The organism is Corallococcus sp. Z5C101001 (genome assembly GCF_007352635.1).
Classification (GTDB): Bacteria; Myxococcota; Myxococcia; order Myxococcales; family Myxococcaceae; genus Corallococcus; species Corallococcus silvisoli.
On the sequence record NZ_VKLU01000001.1, the window covers coordinates 916,040 to 935,821 of the forward strand.

Below are 19,782 nucleotides of genomic sequence, written 5' to 3' on the forward strand. Positions count from 1 at the left end.
GGATTTCACGGCATGGGTGTTCGATGAACGACATGCAATGCCAGACAGCTCAGGCCAGACGACACCGGCTCCCTCCGTGGGCACCGGAGCGAGGCCTCGCGAGGGCCCCTGTCCCGCCAGCTCCGTGGGGGGCTCGCGCCCGCCGTCGGCGTTCCACGGGAGGCGTCAGGGCGGCCGATGGTACAGCCTGCGCAGCTCCGCCTTGGCCTCTTGGAGCGCGCGCTTGCGCGAGGCCGGGAGGTTCTTCCCCGCGCGGTTGCCGTAGAACGACAGCATCGACATGGCCGACTGGAAGGGCGAGGCCTTGAGCCGGTCACTGCGTTCGGCGGAGCGCTTCACGGAGCGGGCGATCTGCTTCGGGGACCGCGTGAAGACCCGGTCCTCCAACTTCATCGCGTTGCTGTGCGCCGTCACCTCCGCGGACCAGTAGCGCCGTTTCGCCGTGGAGCGCTTCGCGGTGGACGGCCGCTTCCGGGGGGCGGTGTGGCCGCGCGGCTTCTTCGTCACGGAGGCCATCGTGGCTACCTCCCCGCCCGGGTCGGGGTGCTCTTGCCCTCGCGCGGGTCCTCCCGGGCCTGCTCCACGGTCTGTTCGCCAGGCATTCATTCCTCCCAAGGGGTTCGGGTGCTGTCCCAAAGGTGAGGACGCTTCATGCACAGGCAAGGCGTCGCTCCACTCCCCCGCGGAGGGGTTCTGGCGCGTTCCCCGGGCGCCGCCTCGTCACATGGGGCTGGCCGGAGCCTTCCCAGGTGGTGGGGGTGCCTCGCTCTGTTGCTTGCCTCCCGTCCGGCACGCCGTCCCGCGGGTGGCGTCCTGGGCTCCGCGGCGTCCGGCCGGACCCTTCAGCGGGTCCGGTTCGGGGCCATCGCGCATCGACCCCCGGGGGGACGGGAATCAAAGCCCTGCCGCGCCGGCGTCACCCGCCGGTGCGCCCGCCCGCTCAGTGTCCGGCGGCCAGCCCGGGCTCCGCGGACGTCACGCGAGCGCGCAGGTCCTGCTTGAAGCCCAGTCCGAAGAGCACCAGCGTGAGCAGGTACACCGGCTCGATGAAGAAGAGCAGCGGACCGCCCAGGGACAGGCCGTGGGTCTTCTTCTCGAAGACGACGTGCGCGCCCACCACCAGCGCGAAGCGAACCACCATGACGCCCACCGCCACGCCCGCGGCCGTCCCGGTGGGCAGCCCCGCCACCGCCTCGGCGGCCAGCAGCGTGGGGACCAGGGGCACCGCCATCAGCAGGCCCGCGGTCCATTCCAGCGTCACGGCGTACAGCGCCACCGCGGCCACCAGCAGGTGCGCGGCGGTGACGGGAAGGCCGGGCACCCGCACCCAGCACAGGGGGACCAGCAGCGCGAAGGTGAAGAGGTAGGCCCCCAGGAAGTGCACGGCGCGGCTGACGCCGTTCTCGTGCAGGGGCATCCAGACGCGCATCTTGTCGGCGAAGCTCATGGGCCCCCAGGCTAAGCCATCCGCGTCCGGGATGCCTCTCCCCATGAGGGTTCGCGGTCGGGGGACACCCCGGGCCCGAGAATAATTTTGCACCGGGGCGTAACCCAGGGGCAGCACGCCGTTCACCGCTGCCCTCACCCTGAAGGTCACTCCCCGATGAAAACCCTCCTGTCTCCCAGCGTCCTGCGCCGCGCGTTCCGTGGCGTGGGCTTCAAGGTCGCCGCGGCCGCCACCGTCGGCCTCGCGCTGACCAGCGCCATCAGCTTCGCGTCCGTTTCCACCCGCACGCTGACCCACGATTTCACCCAGGCGGACGTGGACAGCATCGTCGCGCAGATTCGCACGGTGTCCTCGGACACGTTCTACGTCCGGCTGCCCACGTTCTCGGCCCGGGGCGTCGTCAACGGGTCGCGCCTCTATGGGTCGCTGCCCATCGCCTACGTGCGGCGGATGGCGAGCGCCCAGAACGTCGTCCTCAACGAGGACGCGAACATCATGGGGCTGGTGATGGACCCCAACAACGCGTCGCAGACGGCCTCGGGCGCCAAGTCGGAGCGCGCCGCGCTGGCCATTGAAGCCGTGCTCGCGAACATCACTCCCAACAGCTACCAGTTCCTGAGGTAGCCCATGCGGACCCCCCCATCCCGGCCCGTGGGCGATGAGCGCCCCGCGGGCGTGTGGGCGTGCGTCGCGGTGCTGCATCTGGCCGCGGTGAGCGCCTTCATCTGGACGGACCTCTCCCGAGGGAACTCGGACACCGCGTTCGACCGCGGCGTGCGGACCTACAAGGGCCTGTCCGGCGTCGTCAGCGACTACCGCTTCTTCGCGCCCGCGGTCTCCAGCGACACGCGGACCGGCTTCTTCCTGGAGCTGCGCGACGGAAGCACGCTGTTCCAGTCCCTGGAGTCCGGGGAGCTGGAGGTGGGGCTCCGTTACCAATGCATCGTCGCCTCCAGCCTGCGCTCCAGTCAGAAGGTGCAGGATGTGCTGGCCCAGTCGTGGGCGGCGGTGATGCTGGGAGTGCATCCAGAGGCTTCCCGCGTCACCGTCGTCACGCAGTCCTACGTGCTTCCGCCGATGCGGGCCTGGGCGGCAGGGAAGCGGCCGGACTGGACCCTCAACTACACCGGGACCTTCGACCGTCGCGACGGCCCGGCCCCCGAGTCCTCGCCATGAACCGCGTCCCTTCCCTCCTGCGCCGCTTCTGGTTGGAGCCGGCCGCTCCCGACGCGCTCGCCTTCCTGCGCCTGGCCGTCGCGACCATCGCCCTCACGCAGCTGGTCATCCTCTGGCCGCACCTGCCCGCGCTCTACGGCAACTTCGGCCTCGTCCAGTGGGTCATCACCGACATGAGCGCGGGGGACTGGGCGCCGAGCCTGGGCCGGTTGGGCATCCTGCTGGCCCCGCTGGGCGTCAGCGCGATGACCACGCTCTACGGCGTCTTCGTCCTCTACGCGGTGGGGCTCGTGGGCCTGCTGGTGGGCTACCGCACGCGCTTCTTCGCGGTGCTCACGTGGGTCACGCACGGCATCACGTCCGCGAACGCGACGCTGTCGCTCTACGGCGTGGACACCATCCTCCACGTCCTCTTCTTCTATCTGGCGTTCATGCCGTCCGCGGGCCGCTGGTCGCTGGACGCGCGCGCGGGCCGCGTCCTCACGGGCCTGTCCTCGCGGGCCCGCGTGGCGCAGCGCACGTTGCAGCTGCACCTGTGCTTCATCTACCTGGACACCGGCCTCGCCAAGGCGCAGGGCCCCCAGTGGTGGAACGGCGAGGCCCTCTGGCGCGCGCTGATGCAGCCGCAGTTCCGCGTCTTCGACTTCTCGTGGCTGGCGTCGTACCCGGTCGTCGCGCAGCTGGCGTGTTGGGGCACGCTCGTCATCGAGGTGGGCTACGCCGGGATGATCTGGGTCCCCCGGCTGCGCCGTCACTGGCTCCTGGCCACGCTGGCGTTGCACGCGGGCATCGCCGTCTGTCTGCGGCTGTGGCTCTTCTCCCTGATGATGATGGCCTTCAACCTGGCCGCGTTCGCCTGGGAGTGGCGGACCGAGGCCGCGCCCGCGAAGGACGCGCCCCCGGAGTCGCACCCGGAGGCCCCGCTCCTGACCACCGAGGCGGCCTGACCGTTTCAGGTTCTGGACCTCTGGCGCATTCCGGGTTGACCCGCTGGAGGCCCGGGAGCATGAGCGGGGGCGCGACCCGAACGGGAGGAGAGGCGGACCATGAAGATTCTGGTGACTGGTGCGACGGGCTACATCGGCGGGGCGGTGGTGGAGGCGCTCGAGCGGGCCGGCCACCAGGTGCTGGGGCTGGCGCGCTCGGAGGAGGCGCGCGGCAAGCTCGCGGCCCGGGGCGTCCAGGCGGTGACGGGCGACCTGAAGGACACCGTGGGGCTGGCCGCCCTGGTGAAGGACCTGGACGCGGTCATCTGGACGGCCACGGCCAACAGCGAGGCCGTGGACGCGCCCGCCGTCGCGGCGGTGCTGGACGCGCTCCAAGGCACGAACAAGGCGTTCCTCTACACGAGCGGCGTCTGGGTGCACGGGGACACGCGCGGCGTCGCCACGGAGGAGTCCCCGCTGAACGCCACGCCCATCGTCTCCTGGCGTCCGGCCGTGGAGCGGCGCGCCCTGAGCACGCCGGGCGTGCGCGGCATCGTCATCCGCCCGGGCGTCGTCTACGGCCACGGCACCGGCATCCCCGCGATGCTCGTCGCGTCCGCGAAGGAGGGTGGCGCCGTCCGCTACGTGGGCACCGGTGAGAACCACTGGCCGGTGGTGTTCGTGGAGGACCTGGCGGACCTCTACGTGCGCGCCGTGGAGAAGGCCCCCGCGGGCACCGTCCTCATCGCCACGCAGGGCCCGGCGGTGAAGGTGAAGGACGCCGCCGCCGCCGCGAGCGAGGCCGCTGGCGTGGCCGGGAAGACCGTCGCGTGGCCCCTGGAGGAGGCCCGGAAGCAGTTCGGCCCGTTCGCGGACGCGCTGGCGTTGGATCAGCAGTTCACCTCCCAGAAGGCGGAGAAGCTGCTGGGCTGGGCACCCCGGGGGCCCGGCCTCCTGGAGGACCTGCGCGCCGGCTCGTACGCGCGGCGCTGATGCAGGACCCCCGCCGCGCACCGGCCCCCGAGGCCGATGGGCGGCGGCACCGCGGCCCGGACCTCAGCTCCGGGCCGCCTTGAGCACCCGAGCGACGACGCCCGCGTCCGTCACGCGCTCGTAGCTCAAGGGCTGCCCGAGCACCGCGCGGTAGCGGTAGACCGTGAAGGGGCCCTTGTCGTCGCTGGCATGCTCCGGCACGAGCACCGCGAAGCTCTCCGTCCCCACGCCCACCACGTCGATGCAGCGCAGCCGCTCCAGCTTCCCCGAGGGGTCGCGCAGGTTGTAGACGTCGTCGATGCTGAAGCTGACCACGCCCTCGCCCTCGGGCCGGGTGGGCAGGTGCTTGCGCAGCAGGCCCACGACCTTGCCCAGGTAGTCCCGGGCGGCGTCGGCCGTGGCCGGCAGCTCCTGGCGCTTCGCGTCCTCGCGCACCAGCGCCACCAGCGTCGCGGCGGGGGTCGCCTTGTCGGCGAGCAGGGCCTCCAGCCCCTCCAGCCCCGTCCACAGCGGGATGCTGTTGAAGCCGAGCGCGTGCTGGACCTGCTCCTCCACCTCCTCCAGCCCCGAGTTGGGGGCGCAGTAGGCCTTCAGGAAGGTGCGCGCCTTCTCGAGCGCGGGCGCCTTCTGGAGGGCCTCCATCCGAGCCTGGAGCTGTTCGAAGGTGGCGGCTGCCTTGGGGTCGGCGTTCATGGGTTCTTGTTACCGGGGAAGGCGGTCAATACCACCACCTGCGGCGGGGTGCCGTCGAGCAGGCGCAGCCGGATGTTGTAGTGGGTCGCGTCCAGCGGGACGGCCCGCCTGGTGCCTGTCGTTGGATCCTCCACGCCCTTGAAGCCCTTGCCCACCTTCGTCCCGGTGGGGACGGGGATGTCCAGGTTGTCGCTGACGCCCTCCAGGGCCAGCTCGGTCCGGATGCGGGGCCAGTTGTCGGCGACGTACTGGTTGAGGGTCGCGTTCATCGTCGCGTCGCTCTCCCACTGGAACGACAGGGGCTCCGCCTTGTTCCAGCCGTCGCCCGTGGTGACGCGGCTCTCGATGCTGCGGGCCCCCGGCGGCGCGTCCGCGACGGAGGTGGGCACCGAGGCGCCGTGCCGGTCGACCGTGTGCGCGTTGTGGGCGGTGCCGTGCGCCAGGTCGTTGGCGGCCACGTCGAGGACGGGGCCATTCGGGTACGCCGCGGCCAGCTGCTGATCGCGGATGACGCCCCGGCGGAGCATCTCCGCCTGGGCCTTCTCCGCGCGCACCTTGGCGTACTGGTTCGTCTCGACGGGGACCTTCTGCCCCGTGGTCGGATCCTCCCGGGTGTAGGGCCCGGGCTTGATGTCCTGGTTGAGCTCGGCCTGGGTGCGGAGCTTCGGGTCGTAGGTGCGCTCGGCGTACGCGCGGTGGCCCTCGCTCACGCGGGCCTTGTATTCGGCCTTCGTCTCCGTGGGGGCGCGCGGGTTGTTGATGGCGGCGTGCTCCGCCGCGTTCATGGGGGCCTGCGCGGGGGGCGTCACGGCCAGCTGGCTGTTCACCGTCGTGCCCACGCCCGGCCAGTCCGGCACCGCGCCCGTCTGGCCGTGCATCGCCACCGAGCCCGTCCCCGGCGCGAGCGAGTTCAGCTTCTGGGCGTGGAACTCAATCTGGAACTCGACGTTGGCGATGTCCCGCTGGAGCGCCGCGCGCTCCGCGACGGTGGCCGCGGTGGGCTTGCCGCTCATGCCCGCGATGCTGTCGTCGATTCTCTTCTGCGCCGCCTCCAGGCCGCCCAGGATGTTCTTGAGCTTCTGCACCTCCAGCTTCGACTCGAAGCCCTGCGTGCCGTAGCCCGGCGTGCGCGTGAGGGCCTGCTGGACGCGGTCCTTGAGCTGGCGGATCTGCCCGGTGGGCCCCTCGTACTTCTGGAGCAGGCGGGCCGTCTCCTGGTGCGCCGCGATGTCCGCGGGCGTGGCGTGCGGCCCCGCCTCGATGCGCACCCGGCCGTTGTCGTAGCGCACCTGGGTGGTGTTGCCCGGCAGGTCCGGGTTGCGCAGGACGGGGATCTCCCGCGGCTTGAGCAGCTCCGCGCCCTTGGCGAAGCCGCCGCTGACCGCGCCGCCCGTGATGGCGCCCACGGTGCCGTCCGTCGCCGCGCGGGTGGCCACGCGGCCCAGGCCCTTGAGGGCGCCGTCCTGCCACGTCTCGCGCTGGGTGGCCGCGTCGACGGCGCCACCGGCCGCGCCGCCGAAGGCGCCTTCCTTCATGCCCTGCTTGATGGCGGTCTTCACGCCGCTCTCCGCCGTCTCCTTCACCGCGGTGCGGGCCGCGGCCTCCGTGACGGTGGTGGCCGCGGCGCGGGTGCCGCCCGTGATGGCGCTGGCGCCCTTGCCCACGGGGATGACCGCCGTGCCGCCCTCCACCGCGCCGATGAGCGCCTGGCGGCTCAGGTCCTGCGCCCCGGCGGCGTCGCCCTGGATGGCGGCGTACGTCACCGCGCGCGTCGTGGCCCCCGCCGCCGCGTATCCGGCGATGGCCAGCGGCGTGGCCGCGCCGCCCGTGGCGATGACGGCCGCGGTGGTGACGGCGACGACGGCCACGGTGGCCGTGGTCTCCGCCAGCGAGTCCTTGCCCGCCTGGAGCGCCTTGACGTCCTCCGTGGCGTAGCCCGTCAACGTCTGCGCGCGCTGGGTATCCCCTGTCTGGAGGGACTGCTCCGCGCGGCCCAGGTTGCGGTCGAGGATGTCGTTGTCCGACTCGCCCTTGGTCAGGTGCTGCACTCCGTCCAGCAGGCTGACGCCCAGGCCCGACTCGTTGGCCTGGACCTCGCGCAGGCGCCGCACGCGCTCCTGCGCGGCGTTGGGGTCGTTGGGGTCGATGGCGCCCAGGTCGAAGTCCTGCTTGAGCAGCTCCAGCTCGTCGCGGCCGTCCAGCTCGCTGTCCAGCTCCGAGCGCAGGTCCTTGCCGTACTTCTGCTGGTAGGCGGCGGAGATGGCGTTGAGGTCTTCCTTGGACTTGCCGCTCAGCACCGAGCGGATGGCGTCCTCGTCCGTGCCCAGGCCGTCCATGGCCAGGAACAGCTTCTCCGCGGCGGCCTCCGCCTGCCCCTGCGCGTCGTCGGCCGCGGGCGGGTTGAGCATGCGCAGCGTGACGTCGCGGTCGCCGCCGTCCCACTGGCGGACCTGGTCCTCCAGGGACTGGCCCGTCTGGCGTTGGTACTCGGCCTTGATGGCGGTGAGCTGGTCGGGCGTCTTGCCTTGCAGGATGTCGCGCACGCCGCTCTCGTCCGCGCCGAAGAAGCCGCCCATCGCCTCGCGCAGCCGGGCCGCGTCCGCCTGGGCCGGGTTGCCCTGCAGCATGCCGATGGCGCGGTCGTACTCCTCCGTGGACAGGTCGTCCTTGAGCTTCGCCTTCAGGCCCTCGTCCTGCGCGAGGATCTGACGCTGCTCGGGGGTGGCCTTCTCCAGGCGCTCGAAGAGGCGGCCCTCGTCGGTGCCCCAGCCGGCCATGTCCTCTTCCAGGCCGGCCTTGAGCGCCTGGGCCTCCAGCGCCGTGGCCTCCGCGGGGTTCGTGGCTTGTCCCGCGCCGAGCATGCTCCGGGCCCGCTCCAGCTGGGCGCCGTCCATCTCGCGTCCCAGGCGGGACAGCAGGAAGTCCTCGGGCGTCTGGCCCGGCGCGGTGCCGCCGTTCAAGTCCGCGAACTGCTGGGCGATGGCGTGGCGCTCCTCCGGGGCGCGCTTCTCCAGCACCTTGAGCATGTCCTCGTTGGTGCCGAAGAGGCTGTCCATCTCCGACTGGAGGTTGACCGCGTCGCTCTTCGCGGTGTTGGACTGGAGCATGCCCTCCGCGCGCTGCCAGTCGGAGCCGCTCAGCTCGCCCCGGATGGTCTCATCCAGGTTCTTGCCGTAGTGGTCCTGGTAGCTCTGGCGGATCATCGCCAGCTGCTCCGGGCTCTTGCCCTCCAGCGTCTGGAAGAGCTTGTCCTCGTCGGTGCCCCAGCCGGTGAGGCCCCCTTCCATGGCCTCGCGCAGGGCGCTGGCGTCCTTGTCCGCCTGGGCCTGCGTATACGACGGCGCGGCGGGCGTGGGGGCCGGCGCGGGAGGCGTGGCCGCGACCTGGGGACCGGCGACGGTGTTGGCGGTCGCGGGCGGGGTGGGCGTGCCCAGCGACGGGCCAGTCCGGGCCTGGGGACGCTCGAAGGAGGAGCGGTCCCGCTGCGGAGGCTTGGGAGGGGGAGGTGGGGGCGGAGGCGGCGCGGGGGCCTGGGGCTGCTGCGGGAGCGTGCGCTGAACGCCGTTGTTGCGAGGACCGTCGATCGCCATCGTCTGTCTCCGAAGACTTCTGCGCTCGGTGGGTCCAAATGCTGGCGCCCTGGAACCGCGGCGTCCCCCGCCACCGGGTGCAATCCTTTTCAGATTATCGCACCGACCCACCTCAGGGTTTCGGATGGCCCCCGATGGGTAGGAATTACAGTGGGTGTCTGCCTACACGGTGCGCGTGGCGCGCAGGCGGGGTGGGGTGAACGACAGCTCCCGGACGCGGAGCCGGGACGTGGTGAAGCCATCGAAGCGGCGGGGCGCCTCCTGGGCCCCGGCGCGCAGGGCGACGTGGGACTCCACGTCCAACTCCAACTGGACGGGCCACAGCCGGTCCAGGGCGAGCAGGCAGCCTCCGTGACCCTTGGCCTCCGTGTGCATCGTCTCTCCGCCGTTGGGGGTGCGGAGCGAGGCGGGCACCGGCTGGGGCGTGCGCGGCGTCTCCCATTGGAGGCGCAGGCCCACGGACTGGCGCTCCAGGCTGCGCAGCTCCACGCGCGTGGTGGCCCCGGTGAGCGCTCCGCTCCCCACGCCCTGCTGTTCCCACCGGGCCCCGAGCCCCACGGGTTCGGTGGGCAGGAAGGTGCCCAGGTCCTTGAGCAGGTCCGCCATCTGTTGCATCTGGCCGCGCACGGGCGCGGAGAGGTCCGGCGGCAGCTTCCACTCGAAGCCGGTGGAGCGGCCGTGGGGGCCCACCTGCCCCTCGCCCTTCAATCCCGGCAGGGGCGCGAGCTGCGCGCGGGCCGCCTCCACGGCGCGCACGGGCGTGCGCGCGGCGACGAGCAGGTCCACTTCTTCCAGCGTGAAGCGGTAGCGCGCGGTGCCGTCCGGGAGCACCCGCAGCACCTCCGCGACCATCACCATCTGGACGCCTGGAAGCGAAGGCCCGGGCCTGGTCCGGCCCGCGTCGCGCAGCGTGGTGGTGCTCTCCGAGCGCATGCCAATGCGTTGCACCCCGCCGAACAGGGGGCGCAGCAAGAGAGGCTGATGGGGTGCATGACCGCGTCGCAGGACGTGCATGGGCCGCGAGTCTAGCCCCGCCGCGCGGCTTGTGAATCCAGGCACACGGCGCGGGTTGCGAGGGGGGCTCGTGGCGGTTACGCATGCGCCGTGGTCATGGGTCGCCGTCAGCGTCCTCCGGGACGACGAAAGGCCGCATCCCCATGTCGAACGAAACAGCAACCCCGGTGCCGCTGGAAGTGGGTCAGGTCCGGTTCGATGCGTTCAAGAGCCTCTGGCTCTGGAGCATGGTGATTCCAGGCGGGGTCCTCGGGCCCCTGTCCGTGACGCCCGCGACGCTCACGGCGTCCCTGGGGATGACCTTCCTGACGCTGTGCCTGGGGCACTCCGTGGGGTTGCACCGGGGCGTCATCCACCGCACCTACGAAGCGGGCCCCGTCGTGCGCGGCGCCCTGGCGTACCTCTTCGTCCTGAGCGGCCTGGGCGGGCCCCTGTCCTGGGCGCGGCTGCACGCCGTGCGCGACCACTGGCAGAACCAGCGCGACTGCCCGCCGTACTTCGCGTACCGGCACTCGCTGGCGCGCGACTTCGTGTGGAACCTGCACCTGCGCTTCGATGCGGCGGATGACCGGGCCCTGTCGCGCCTGCCTCCGGACGTGATGGAGGACCGGTGGCTGCGCTTCCTGGAGCGCACCTGGCCGTTGCACGTGCTCGCGCTGGCGGCGGTCACCTTCGCGGTGGGCGGGCCTGGCGCGGTGGCTGTCTGTATTTGCGCCCGGACCGCCGGAGGCATCCTGGGCCACTGGTTCGTCGGCTACGTCGCGCATGTCTGGGGTTCGCGGCCGCATGCCGTTCCGGGCGCGACGGAGAGCGGCACGAATGTCTGGCTATTGGGGGTGCTCTCCTTCGGGGAGGGTTTTCACAACAACCACCATGCGTTCGCCGGTTCGGCGCGGATGGGCCTGCGGACCCACGAGCTCGACCTGGGCTGGCTCAGCCTCCGCGCGATGGAGGCCGTCGGGCTCGTCCGCTCGGTCAGAAGCCACCGCTTTCACGGTGAACCATCCCGGCTGTGATGTCTTTGGATAAAACAGAGTCCGCGCAAATCCAGCCAGCGCCGTCTCGGTGGGCGAGGGGGAATTTCCCAGGGGGCGAGAACGCACCGGGTGGGGACGAAAGACATCGCGGAGCCCCTCGCGATTGTTTATAGGACGTGTTCCGCCAAGGCCCGCTTGGAGGCAGCACTGAAGCGCTCGTACCCCCGGAACTTTCCCACGCACTCTTTGTATTGGTTCGTTGGGGGAGGGGTCCTCATCTATGTGGTGGCGGCGGCGTTTCTCGCGCCCACCTCGGTGCGCCTGCTGCCCCTGGAGGTGATCCAGGCCCTGTTCCATGACCGCTTCGGGCCCTTCATCCTGTTGTTCGGCGCCCCCTGCGGCATCTACCTCATTGGGTGGCGGGCGGATGACCTCTTCGTCTGGATGGTCGCGCCGCGCGCGCTGACGTTGGACGACGAGGGGCTGCGCGACGGCGACACGCGGGTGCGGTGGCGGGACGTGCGGGAGATCGTCGAACAGCCCGCGCACGACCGGGTCGTCCTGCGCCACGCGGGGGGACGCTACCGGCTGCGGCTGGGCCTCTGGGGTGACTCGGAGGAGCTGCACCAGGAGGTGCAGGGGCAGGTCGTGTCGCGGCTGCTGGAGCGCGTGCACCTCCAGGTCGCCGCCGGGCAGGAGGTGCGCTTCGGCCCGCTGACCCTGGGCGACGCGGGGCTGACCCACAAGGGGCGGCTGCTGACCTGGGAGGACATCGAGAGCATCCGCCTCCAGGACGAGGTGGACCACGGCGTGGCGGCGCGCGAGCTGGTCATCGTCGCGCAGGGCAGGACCCGGAAGTTCGACACCTCGAAGATCGTCAACGCGCCAGTGCTGCTGGCCTACCTGTCAGACCGGCTGGCCGGCTGACCTCCTCTTCACACCCGGACACTCCCATGGAAGTCTACCGTTCCCCCAAGGCGAAGAAGCAGGTGGAGCAGCCGAAGGCCATCTACTACTCGCGGACCCGGCTCATCATCGGCGCGGTCATCTGGTCGCTGGCGGTCGCCTTCTTCGGCGCGCTCGCCTGGCGCTCGAGGACGGAGACCGGCGCGCTGGCGTTCGCGGGGGTGATCACGCTGGGCGCTGCCTGGATGTTCTTCAGCTGTGTCCGGCCGCTGGGGAGCCTGGACACGCCCGTGCTGCTCATTGGCCGGGACGGCATCCGCTTCCCGGATGGCGTCCTCATCGCCTGGGCGGACATGGAGGAGAACGTCTACTTCCACCAGTCGTACATGGGCATCCCCATCATGAAGCTGGTGCAGGTCAAGACCACGCTCAAGAAGCCCCGCCTCAAGAAGCTGCGGGTCTCCGCGCTCGCCATGAACAGCGACGAGTACCTGGCGCTCTGTGACAGCTACAGCCAGGGCGAGAGCCCGTCCTCCGCGCGCTGAGCGGGCTAGGGGACGGCCGGAGCGGGGGGCAGGCCGACGACCCGTGTCCCGCCGTCCTTGTCCACCTCCAGCGTGAGGCGGGGCTTTCCCTGGGCGTCGTGGAGCACGATGCTCGCCACGCCATCCACCACGCCCAGGGTGATGCGCTCCTTCCAGTCACGCCGGAAGGTGATGTTGGGCTGGCCCTGGATGAGGCTCATGCACATCGCCTCGTAGCCCTCCTTGCTGTCGAAGCACAGCCCGCGGATGTCCAGGGAGTCGATCATCCCCAGGCCGCCCACCTCCTCGCCGGAGGCATCCATGAACTGGATGCCGTAGGCGGTGACGGCGCGCTTCAGGCCCTTGGGGTCGGGCATGGGCGCGCTGATGCGCACGCGCGCCTGTCCTTTCTCATCGACGATGTTCAGCTCCCGCACGGAGAGCGAGTCGGTGGGCCGGGACGTGGTGGAGCAGGCCCCGAACAGCAGGCCCGCGGAGGAGACGGCGACGCACAGGGACGGACGCAAGGGGGAGCGGAGCATGGTGAGCGTCAGGCTAGACGCCCCCGCGCACCGGCTGCTCCACGGCCCGCTGGTCAGCGTGTCATCGGTCCGTCATGACGCCCCAAAGGGAATCGCAAGGCGCGTCACGCGCCCTGCGTTCCCCGGGACGGCCTCTTGCCTGAGCGCGGACTACGCGGGCAGCGTGCCCTGGCCGGTGGCCAGGGTGTTCATGAAGCTCTTCACCTTCTGCACGTAGGTGGCGTCACCCGTGCCCGCGGGGATCGCGTCGGGGTTGCTCTTGTCCACGCCGTTCGGGCCGGAGTTGTAGGCGCGCAGGGCCAGGTCCACGCTGCCGAACTGCTCCTTCATGTCCTTCATGTAGAAGGCGCCCGCGAGGATGTTGGTCTCCGGGTCGGCGAGGTTCTTGCCCTGGAGCTCCGGGTGCTTCGCCTGCAGCTCCTGGTAGGTGTTGGGGTTCACCTGCATCAGGCCGGTGTCCGTCAGGCCATTGCCGCCGTTGGTGGTGACGGCCTCCAGGTTGCCGCGCGACTCCTGCCAGATCTGCGCGGCCAGCATCTCCGCGGGCATGCCCGTCTTGGCCGCCGCGGACTCGATGGCGCCCCGGAACTTCTCCAGGCCCGCGGGCAGGTTGCCGCCCAGGCGCGAGCCGCCGGACGGGCCCTGCTGCGACGTCACCGGGCTGGGGGTGTTCTGCTGCGACGGCGCCGGGCTGGCGCCATCCTGGCGCAGCGGGGGCGGGATCGGGCCCGTGTTCTGCGCGACGGGGTTGAGGTCCACGGGAGGCCGGCCCGACGCGTCCTTCGGCGTGAAGCTGCTGCCGGAGGACTGCGAACCCGAGCACCCCTTTGCGCCCGTGACGCCCTGCGCGTCCTGCCCGCCGGTGAGGCCCTGGAGCCCCTGCGCGCCGCTCGCCTGCGCCACCAGCTGCACGATGGAGCTCAGCACCGACAGCGTGTCCTGGAGCAGCTTGCCCAGCTCCTGGCCCTTGCCGGAGCCGGCGTCGAAGCCGTCCTGCTGGAGCGCGGCCAGCCCGGGGGAGGACAGCCGGGAGCCCGGCTTCTGGCTGGAGGAGGCACCCCCCACGCCGCCCTGGAAGCTCGACGGGCGGGACACGGCGCTGTCCTGCGTGGAGATGCGGGAGGCGGGAGCGGAGGCGCTGCGGAAGGCCGAGATGCTCATGGGGGTGTTCCTCGAAGGGGATTGGGAGTTCGGTGAAGCGACGGGGACTCCCTTAGCAGCCGGTGTGCCAGCCCCTTCGGACCGGCCGGGCGCTGGCAACCCATTGATTTCACATGGGGCGCCGGAGCACGGGGATGGCGCTGGTGGGGGGCGCCCTGATGACTGCCGTCATCGGCCCGGTGGCCAGCGTCACCAGCCGAACCGCCGGGCGCGGACGGGATTGGCGGAGGAGGGCGAGTCGGGCAGAACGGGCCGCATGGCCGACATCACCCACCGCATCGTGAAGACGAACGGCATCCACCTCCACATCGCGGAGGCGGGGCGCGGGCCTCTCGTGCTGCTCCTCCATGGGTGGCCGGAGTCCTGGTACTCGTGGCGCCATCAGCTCACGGCGCTCGCGGAGGCCGGCTACCACGCCGTGGCGCCGGACGTCCGCGGCTACGGCCAGAGCGACAAGCCGCAGGCCGTCGAGGCGTACAGCATGAAGCAGCTGCTGGCGGACTTCGTGGGCCTGCTGGATGCGCTGGGGGAGAAGACCGCCGTCGTGGTCGGGCATGACTGGGGGGCGGCGATGGCGTGGACCTGCGCGGCGCTCCACCCGGACCGCTTCCGCGCCGTCGTCGGCATGAGCGTGCCGCACCTGGGCCGCGCGCCCATGCCGCCCACGCAGCTCTTCAAGCGCATGTTCGGGGAGACGTGGTTCTACATCCTCTACTTCCAGGAGCCGGGCGTCGCGGAGGCGGAGTTCGAGGCGGACATCCCCAGGACGGTCCGCATCCTCCTCGCGGGCGTCCCCGGCTTCGACCCGAAGGACCGGACCGTGCAGGCGAAGAAGGCAGGGGACGGGTTCCTCACGGGGCTCGAGGCCCCGGACACGCTGCCCTCCTGGCTCACGGAGGCGGATGTCGCGTACTTCGCGAAGGAGCTGGCCGGCAGCGGCTTCCGGGGAGGGCTCAACCGCTACCGCAACATGGACCGCGACTGGGCGGAGCTGCCCGAACTGGCGACGGTGAAGATCGAGCAGCCCGCGCTCTTCCTCATCGGAGAGAAGGACCCGGGGCGCGCCTTCGCCCCTCCCGACCTCATGGCGGCCCTGGTGCCCGACCTCCGGGGACAGCACGTCCTCCCGGGCGCGGGCCATTGGCTCCAACAGGAGCGCGCCGCGGAAGTGAACGCCGCGCTCCTGGACTTCCTGAAGGCGTTGCCCTCCTGACGGGGCGGGGGGACAGGAGGCGCTGGCTCCGCGCGCGCGTCGTGCTATCGACGGCCCCATGAGCGCTGAGAACCCAAGCATCCTGTCCCATGTCTCCGTTGGCACGAATGACTACGCGCGGGCGGTGGCCTTCTACGATCAGGTCCTGGCCACGCTGGGCTGCCGCCGCGTCCTGGAGTTCCCGAACGCTGCGGCCTACGGCCGCCAGTTCCCGGAGTTCTGGGTCCAGGCCCCCATCAATGGCCAGCCCGCGAGCCTGGGCAATGGCACGCACTTCGGCTTCATCGCGCCGTCGAAGCAGGCGGTGCATGACTTCCATCAGGCGGCGCTCGCGGCGGGAGGCACCGATGACGGCGCTCCGGGGCCGCGTCCCCTCTACGGCGCGCCCTACTACGGCTGCTTCGTGAGGGATCCCGACGGCCACAAGGTGGAGGCGTCCTTCTGGGATGAAGCGGCGGGCGGTGGCCACGGGGGCGCGTGAGCCTCGCTCGCGGCATCGCCGTGCTTCGACACAGCGGGGCCTCGCGCTCGTCGCGCGGGTCCTGCCACGGCGCATGACGTCTTCTCGAAGCAGGAAACTTCCGGACGCCTTCTTCCCATAATCCGAGACGACCGGGACGGACCCGGCCGCGAGCTTCGGGCTTCGGAGATGGCGATGCGCGTCAATAGCGGTGGTGTTTCTCAGACGGGCACGGCCTCCGGGAGCGATGGCGCGGCGGAGGCGGCGCGGCGCGCGGCGGAGGAAGCACGGCGGGCGGCCGAGGAGGCGATGCGGCGGGCCCAGCAGGCGGCGGCCGAGGCGGAGCGGGCGAGGGCACAGCTCCAGGCGGCTTCGACGAACGTGGGGCCCTCGCGTCAGCCCGGCGCGGATTCGCAGGGCGGCCTGAAGCTGGAGCAGCGCTCGGTGGCGGCGGACGCGAATGCCCGGCAGCTCGCGACGGAGGCGCGGAACGCGACGCAGCACGCGAACACCACCGCCCTGGCCGCGGGCCGGCCCGCGCCCTTCCCGGCGGGACCTTCCCTCCGCAACACGTTGCTGGCGGACGGCGGTGACTTCTCCGGCCGTCCCAAGGCCTCGCTCTTCGGGACTCCCTCGCTCGGGGCCACCCCCGCGAACTTCCGCGCGGACGCGGGCGCCGTCACGGGCCCGTCCACGGCGGCGCCGGCCGCGGCGGCCACTGGCGCGACGACGGTCGACGAGGCGCGCACCAACCTGGTCGACGCCAAGCAGTCGTACGACGACGCGCACAAGAAGACCGCGGAGCTGAACGAGAAGCTCAACCAGGAGCTCGCCAAGCTGGGGCCGGCGCTCACCGACGCACAGAAGCAGCAGTACGTGCAGGAGTTCCGGGAGAGCCACCCGGATGAGTTCGCCGCAGAAGAGGCCGCGGCGAAGAAGCTCAACGACGCGCTGAATGATCCGAAGCTGCTCGAGGCCGCGAAGAACAACCCGGACGTCGCGAAGGAGAGCGTCGACGCGGCGAAGTCGCTCGCTGAGTCGCCCCAGGCCAAGGGCGCGCTGGAGTGGGCCGCCAAGGCGATGGATCCGCAGGGCCCGGCGGGCACCGCCTTCGAAGGCCTGAAGGATCAGATCGACGAGGACGTCACGGCGCCGGCGCTCTCCACCGCCGCGGGCCAGCTGCTCACGGAGAACGGCGGGGACGCCCAGGCGGCGCTGAAGGCGCTGACGGAGCTCACCCAACCGCTCGTTCCTCTCTCCAAGGGGGGCGCGGCCCTCAAGAACGGCATCCAGACCATCAAGGCCGCGCTCGACTCAGGCGACCCGAACCCCCTGCGCCAGCTCTCCCAGTCGGGGGGCAAGCTGGGCACGGCCCTGGCGGGCGTGGGCGTCGCCTTCGGGCTGGCGAGCGCGGCGACGGATGCCGCGCGAGGTGAGTGGGGCAAGGTCGTCAAGGACCTGGCGAACGCGGGCCGCAGTGGCGCGCAGGCCGCCGCCGCGGTGATGCGCACCCTGGGCGAGTCCGGCCGCATCGCCGCGCAGACGGGGGAGAAGGCGGCGCAGTTCCTCTCCCGACTGGCGCCCGCGCTGGGCGTGGTGGCCAACTCGGTGGTGCTCGCGGAGCACTTCAAGGACTTCCTGGATGATCCGTCCGTGGGCGGCGGCGTCCAGGCCTTCGGCGACGCGGTGGCCGTGGTGGGCGCGGGCCTGGGCACGGTGCTCCCCGGCGTGGGTCAGATTGTCGAGGGCGTGGGCCTGGTGCTCTCCGCGCTGGGCGGCCTCATCGTGGGCAAGGAGAAGCAGGAGGCGCTGGACAACGAGTCGGAGGGCATCCTCAAGCAGATGGGCATGGACCCCGACGTGGCGAAGACCCTCGCCCACGGGGATGATCAGCCCGAGCGCCTGTCCAAGGACCTGGGCCTGTCGCCGGAGCAGATCCAGGACGTCGCGAAGCGCTACCCGACGCTCTTCGACGCCCCGGGCCTGGGGCAGGCCGCCATCGACGCGGCCAAGGCGTGCGGAATGAAGGGCCAGGACGCGGTGGGCTTCATCGACGCGATGGCGAAGGACAACGGGGACTTCGCGTGGGACCTGCTGGGCGTCAAGCCGATGATCCAGGGCGACGGCACGCACCCGACCTCCACGGACGACTCCTGGCGAGCGTATGTGCAGGGCCGCTACCCGACCGCCTACGCGCACGCGCAGGAGCACGCGCCGGACCTCTTCGGGGCCAGCGCGGAGTCGCGGCTGCGCGCGGACCGCGACTTCGAACAGAACGCGGGGATGATGGACTTCCCGCTCACGTACGCGCGCCTGTGCGACAAGAACAAGGGCGACGAGGCGTACACCAGCGAGTTCATCCACCGCATGAAGGACAACGGCTACCTCGACAACTTCGTGCGCTTCATCGACCAGAACGGCCTGGACATGGATCGCAGCGGCGCGAAGGCCGCGCTCGACGCGGCGTTGAAGACAGGCGTGCTCTCCGAGGCGGACGTCCAGGGCTACCTCAACGGCGGCAACGGCGACGCCTGGCGCTCCATCCTCGGCCGCTGAGCGGGGGCCTTCCGCGCGCGGAGTGCCACGGCTCCGGCCCTCGTCGGAGCACGAGCTGTTAGCTTCTCCAGGCATGGGCGAACTCCGGGTGGAGCGGTTTGGCCGGTATGAGCTGTTGATACCGGTTGAGTTCAGCGGGTTCGCCAGGCTGTACCTGGCGCGCGACACGGAGGCGCCGGGTGCCAGCACGCCCGTGCTCCTCAAGCGGCTCTCCGAGGTCAATTCAGGCGACGCCGCGTTCATCGAGAAGTTCCTCACCTCGGCCCGCAGGACCGCGAAGTCCCACCACGACAACATCGCGCGGACGTTGGACTTCGGCGTGGTGGGAGGCGAGTACTTCCTCGCCCGGGAGTGGGTGGACGGCCGCGACCTGATGGGCGTGCGGCACTCGGCCAGGAGACGGGGCCTGAAGGGGATGCCCGAGCCCATCGCCGTGAGCGTCACCCGCGACGTCTGTCAGGCCCTGCATCATGCCCATACGCGAATGGGCATGCTCCACGGAAGCCTCTCCCCCCGCCATGTCCTGCTGGGGTTTGGAGGAGCGGTGAAGGTCATCGACTTCTCCCACGACTGGCGGATGCTCTCTCCCGACACGGTGTCCCGGTTGAACATCATGACGGGCAAGCTCCAGTACTTCACTCCGGAATGGGCCGCTGGCCTCGCGGAGGATGCCCGCTCGGAGGTCTATCTGACGGGGGTGATGCTCTACCAGTTCTTGTGCGGAGAGCTTCACCTGCGCGGCGACTCCGATCCCGCGCGGCTCGATGAGGTACGGCAGGGCCGGCTGATCCCCGCGCGACAGCACAAGCCCTCTCTAGATGAGGAGCTTCTGGGCATCCTCCAGCGGGCCTTGATGACGTCGCCAGAGGACCGGTACCCGTCCGCCCAGGCGCTGCGCGACGCGCTGTCGGATTGGATGTCCGCCCACGCGCCTTCGTTCCACGCCGACGACCGCGGCCAGTGGCTGGTGCGGCTTCGTCAGGAGTCGGAGGGCAGGGGGCAGTGAACAGGCTGCTTGCGCGGCTCAATCCAGCGCGGACGCGGGCGCGTGGACTGGGGCCTCCCCGGACAGCTGGGCCCTCGTGCCGGTCCGCGCTTCGAAGCGGCGGATGAACTCCTTCAGCCGGTCCGCGGTGAAGCGCTCGCGAGGAATCCCAGTAACGCGGATGGCGCCCTCGATGGCCTCGGGAGAACCCTCCACCTCGACGAGCAGGTCCATGCGCGGGAACTGCTCGAAGCGCAGGGTGGCGTCCCCGCACGCGTACCAGGCGATCTCCCGCGTCAGGTGCTCGCCCGGCGTGAAGCCGGTGCGCTCCAGGATGTCCCGCAGGGTGGAGGGGTCCTCCACCCGGGTGCTCAACTCCTCCCGCACCTTGTAGCCGTGCTCCAGGCTCGCGCCGCCCTTCCACGTCAGCTCCGACCACTGGCTTTCAGGGGACTGGTAGGTGCGGATCCGCAGCCGCCCGGTGCCGCCGTCCTTGCGCGTGTAGTACCGGTCCTCCATCGTCCCGGCGAAGCGCAGCGTGCCGCCCGCCGCCTCGACCCGGCTGCGGCAGCGCGCGACGTCGTCCACGACGCTCTTGAGCTCCACCTCACGCATGACG

General features: G+C 71.2%; 19 protein-coding genes. 11 read left to right on the top strand and 8 right to left on the bottom strand.

Annotation, left to right across the window (positions count from 1 at the left end):
- Positions 1 to 165: 165 nt before the first annotated feature.
- Entirely contained in the window at positions 166 to 516 is a 351-nt protein-coding gene (locus FOF48_RS03755; protein WP_143898733.1) for a DUF3175 domain-containing protein, read from the bottom strand.
- A 424-nt stretch (positions 517 to 940) separates the two neighbouring features.
- Complete coding sequence (locus FOF48_RS03760) at positions 941 to 1,447, bottom strand: Mpo1-like protein (protein WP_143898734.1); 507 nt, start codon at positions 1,445 to 1,447, stop codon at positions 941 to 943.
- Between the two features lie 156 nt (positions 1,448 to 1,603).
- On the opposite strand from FOF48_RS03760, the gene FOF48_RS03765 reads away from it, so the two are divergent.
- From FOF48_RS03765 to FOF48_RS03775, 4 genes are all read left to right on the top strand, one after another.
- A complete protein-coding gene (locus FOF48_RS03765) occupies positions 1,604 to 2,071 on the top strand; it encodes a hypothetical protein (protein WP_143898735.1) in 468 nt (155 codons plus the stop codon).
- 3 nt (positions 2,072 to 2,074) lie between these two features.
- Positions 2,075 to 2,623, top strand: coding sequence for a hypothetical protein (locus FOF48_RS36310; RefSeq protein WP_186001752.1), 549 nt, complete (start codon positions 2,075 to 2,077; stop codon positions 2,621 to 2,623).
- Positions 2,620 to 3,570, top strand: a complete 951-nt coding sequence (locus tag FOF48_RS03770; protein ID WP_161663927.1) for an HTTM domain-containing protein — start codon at positions 2,620 to 2,622, stop codon at positions 3,568 to 3,570. Before FOF48_RS36310 ends, FOF48_RS03770 begins: the two co-directional genes overlap by 4 nt.
- 99 nt (positions 3,571 to 3,669) lie before the next feature.
- Positions 3,670 to 4,542 carry an NAD-dependent epimerase/dehydratase family protein gene (locus FOF48_RS03775; RefSeq protein ID WP_143898737.1) on the top strand — a complete coding sequence of 291 codons (873 nt, stop codon included), beginning with the start codon at positions 3,670 to 3,672 and terminating at the stop codon, positions 4,540 to 4,542.
- 63 nt (positions 4,543 to 4,605) lie between these two features.
- On the opposite strand, the gene FOF48_RS03780 is transcribed toward FOF48_RS03775, so the two are convergent.
- From FOF48_RS03780 to FOF48_RS03790, 3 genes are all read right to left on the bottom strand, one after another.
- Entirely contained in the window at positions 4,606 to 5,235 is a 630-nt protein-coding gene (locus FOF48_RS03780; protein WP_143898738.1) for a hypothetical protein, read from the bottom strand.
- Complete coding sequence (locus tag FOF48_RS03785) at positions 5,232 to 8,825, bottom strand: annexin (protein ID WP_143898739.1); 3,594 nt, start codon at positions 8,823 to 8,825, stop codon at positions 5,232 to 5,234. The genes FOF48_RS03780 and FOF48_RS03785 overlap by 4 nt, the downstream gene beginning before the upstream one ends.
- A 162-nt stretch (positions 8,826 to 8,987) precedes the next feature.
- Positions 8,988 to 9,797, bottom strand: coding sequence for a hypothetical protein (locus FOF48_RS03790; RefSeq protein ID WP_143898740.1), 810 nt, complete (start codon positions 9,795 to 9,797; stop codon positions 8,988 to 8,990).
- Positions 9,798 to 9,982: 185 nt separating this feature from the next.
- On the opposite strand from FOF48_RS03790, the gene FOF48_RS03795 reads away from it, so the two are divergent.
- From FOF48_RS03795 to FOF48_RS03805, 3 genes are all read left to right on the top strand, one after another.
- Positions 9,983 to 10,855: an acyl-CoA desaturase gene (locus FOF48_RS03795; protein WP_255441852.1), complete on the top strand. Its 873-nt coding sequence runs from the start codon at positions 9,983 to 9,985 to the stop codon at positions 10,853 to 10,855.
- Positions 10,856 to 11,101: 246 nt separating this feature from the next.
- Positions 11,102 to 11,743: a DUF6585 family protein gene (locus FOF48_RS03800; RefSeq protein ID WP_255441853.1), complete on the top strand. Its 642-nt coding sequence runs from the start codon at positions 11,102 to 11,104 to the stop codon at positions 11,741 to 11,743.
- 26 nt (positions 11,744 to 11,769) lie between these two features.
- Entirely contained in the window at positions 11,770 to 12,267 is a 498-nt protein-coding gene (locus FOF48_RS03805; RefSeq protein WP_143898743.1) for a hypothetical protein, read from the top strand.
- 5 nt (positions 12,268 to 12,272) lie between these two features.
- On the opposite strand, the gene FOF48_RS03810 is transcribed toward FOF48_RS03805, so the two are convergent.
- Both FOF48_RS03810 and FOF48_RS03815 read right to left on the bottom strand, forming a co-directional pair.
- Positions 12,273 to 12,788, bottom strand: a complete 516-nt coding sequence (locus FOF48_RS03810) for a hypothetical protein (protein ID WP_143898744.1) — start codon at positions 12,786 to 12,788, stop codon at positions 12,273 to 12,275.
- A gap of 150 nt (positions 12,789 to 12,938) precedes the next feature.
- Positions 12,939 to 13,949, bottom strand: coding sequence for a lytic transglycosylase domain-containing protein (locus tag FOF48_RS03815; protein WP_143898745.1), 1,011 nt, complete (start codon positions 13,947 to 13,949; stop codon positions 12,939 to 12,941).
- Positions 13,950 to 14,205: 256 nt separating this feature from the next.
- On the opposite strand from FOF48_RS03815, the gene FOF48_RS03820 reads away from it, so the two are divergent.
- The 4 genes from FOF48_RS03820 to FOF48_RS03840 all read left to right on the top strand — a co-directional run bounded on the left by FOF48_RS03820 (position 14,206) and on the right by FOF48_RS03840 (position 19,184).
- Positions 14,206 to 15,162, top strand: a complete 957-nt coding sequence (locus tag FOF48_RS03820; RefSeq protein WP_143898746.1) for an alpha/beta fold hydrolase — start codon at positions 14,206 to 14,208, stop codon at positions 15,160 to 15,162.
- 58 nt (positions 15,163 to 15,220) lie between these two features.
- Positions 15,221 to 15,643, top strand: coding sequence for a VOC family protein (locus FOF48_RS03825; RefSeq protein ID WP_143898747.1), 423 nt, complete (start codon positions 15,221 to 15,223; stop codon positions 15,641 to 15,643).
- A 174-nt stretch (positions 15,644 to 15,817) separates the two neighbouring features.
- A complete protein-coding gene (locus FOF48_RS03835) occupies positions 15,818 to 18,178 on the top strand; it encodes a hypothetical protein (protein WP_255441854.1) in 2,361 nt (786 codons plus the stop codon).
- A 73-nt stretch (positions 18,179 to 18,251) separates the two neighbouring features.
- Positions 18,252 to 19,184 (top strand): serine/threonine-protein kinase, encoded by a 933-nt coding sequence (locus tag FOF48_RS03840; RefSeq protein WP_143898749.1) that lies wholly within the window; start codon positions 18,252 to 18,254, stop codon positions 19,182 to 19,184.
- Positions 19,185 to 19,202: 18 nt separating this feature from the next.
- On the opposite strand, the gene FOF48_RS03845 is transcribed toward FOF48_RS03840, so the two are convergent.
- The gene (locus FOF48_RS03845) at positions 19,203 to 19,778 is read right to left on the bottom strand and encodes a CYTH domain-containing protein (protein WP_143898750.1); all 576 of its coding nucleotides are present in this window, start codon (positions 19,776 to 19,778) and stop codon (positions 19,203 to 19,205) included.
- Positions 19,779 to 19,782: the final 4 nt, after the last annotated feature.

Bases quoted from the DNA above. Each gene is read 5' to 3' on its own strand.
- FOF48_RS03755 (WP_143898733.1), bottom strand. From the start codon at position 516: ATGGCCTCCGTGACGAAGAAGCCGCGCGGCCACACCGCCCCCCGGAAG.
- FOF48_RS03760 (WP_143898734.1), bottom strand. From the start codon at position 1,447: ATGAGCTTCGCCGACAAGATGCGCGTCTGGATGCCCCTGCACGAGAAC.
- FOF48_RS03765 (WP_143898735.1), top strand. From the start codon at position 1,604: ATGAAAACCCTCCTGTCTCCCAGCGTCCTGCGCCGCGCGTTCCGTGGC.
- FOF48_RS36310 (WP_186001752.1), top strand. From the start codon at position 2,075: ATGCGGACCCCCCCATCCCGGCCCGTGGGCGATGAGCGCCCCGCGGGC.
- FOF48_RS03770 (WP_161663927.1), top strand. From the start codon at position 2,620: ATGAACCGCGTCCCTTCCCTCCTGCGCCGCTTCTGGTTGGAGCCGGCC.
- FOF48_RS03775 (WP_143898737.1), top strand. From the start codon at position 3,670: ATGAAGATTCTGGTGACTGGTGCGACGGGCTACATCGGCGGGGCGGTG.
- FOF48_RS03780 (WP_143898738.1), bottom strand. From the start codon at position 5,235: ATGAACGCCGACCCCAAGGCAGCCGCCACCTTCGAACAGCTCCAGGCT.
- FOF48_RS03785 (WP_143898739.1), bottom strand. From the start codon at position 8,825: ATGGCGATCGACGGTCCTCGCAACAACGGCGTTCAGCGCACGCTCCCG.
- FOF48_RS03795 (WP_255441852.1), top strand. From the start codon at position 9,983: ATGTCGAACGAAACAGCAACCCCGGTGCCGCTGGAAGTGGGTCAGGTC.
- FOF48_RS03805 (WP_143898743.1), top strand. From the start codon at position 11,770: ATGGAAGTCTACCGTTCCCCCAAGGCGAAGAAGCAGGTGGAGCAGCCG.
- FOF48_RS03810 (WP_143898744.1), bottom strand. From the start codon at position 12,788: ATGCTCCGCTCCCCCTTGCGTCCGTCCCTGTGCGTCGCCGTCTCCTCC.
- FOF48_RS03815 (WP_143898745.1), bottom strand. From the start codon at position 13,949: ATGAGCATCTCGGCCTTCCGCAGCGCCTCCGCTCCCGCCTCCCGCATC.
- FOF48_RS03820 (WP_143898746.1), top strand. From the start codon at position 14,206: ATGGCCGACATCACCCACCGCATCGTGAAGACGAACGGCATCCACCTC.
- FOF48_RS03825 (WP_143898747.1), top strand. From the start codon at position 15,221: ATGAGCGCTGAGAACCCAAGCATCCTGTCCCATGTCTCCGTTGGCACG.
- FOF48_RS03835 (WP_255441854.1), top strand. From the start codon at position 15,818: ATGCGCGTCAATAGCGGTGGTGTTTCTCAGACGGGCACGGCCTCCGGG.
- FOF48_RS03840 (WP_143898749.1), top strand. From the start codon at position 18,252: ATGGGCGAACTCCGGGTGGAGCGGTTTGGCCGGTATGAGCTGTTGATA.
- FOF48_RS03845 (WP_143898750.1), bottom strand. From the start codon at position 19,778: ATGCGTGAGGTGGAGCTCAAGAGCGTCGTGGACGACGTCGCGCGCTGC.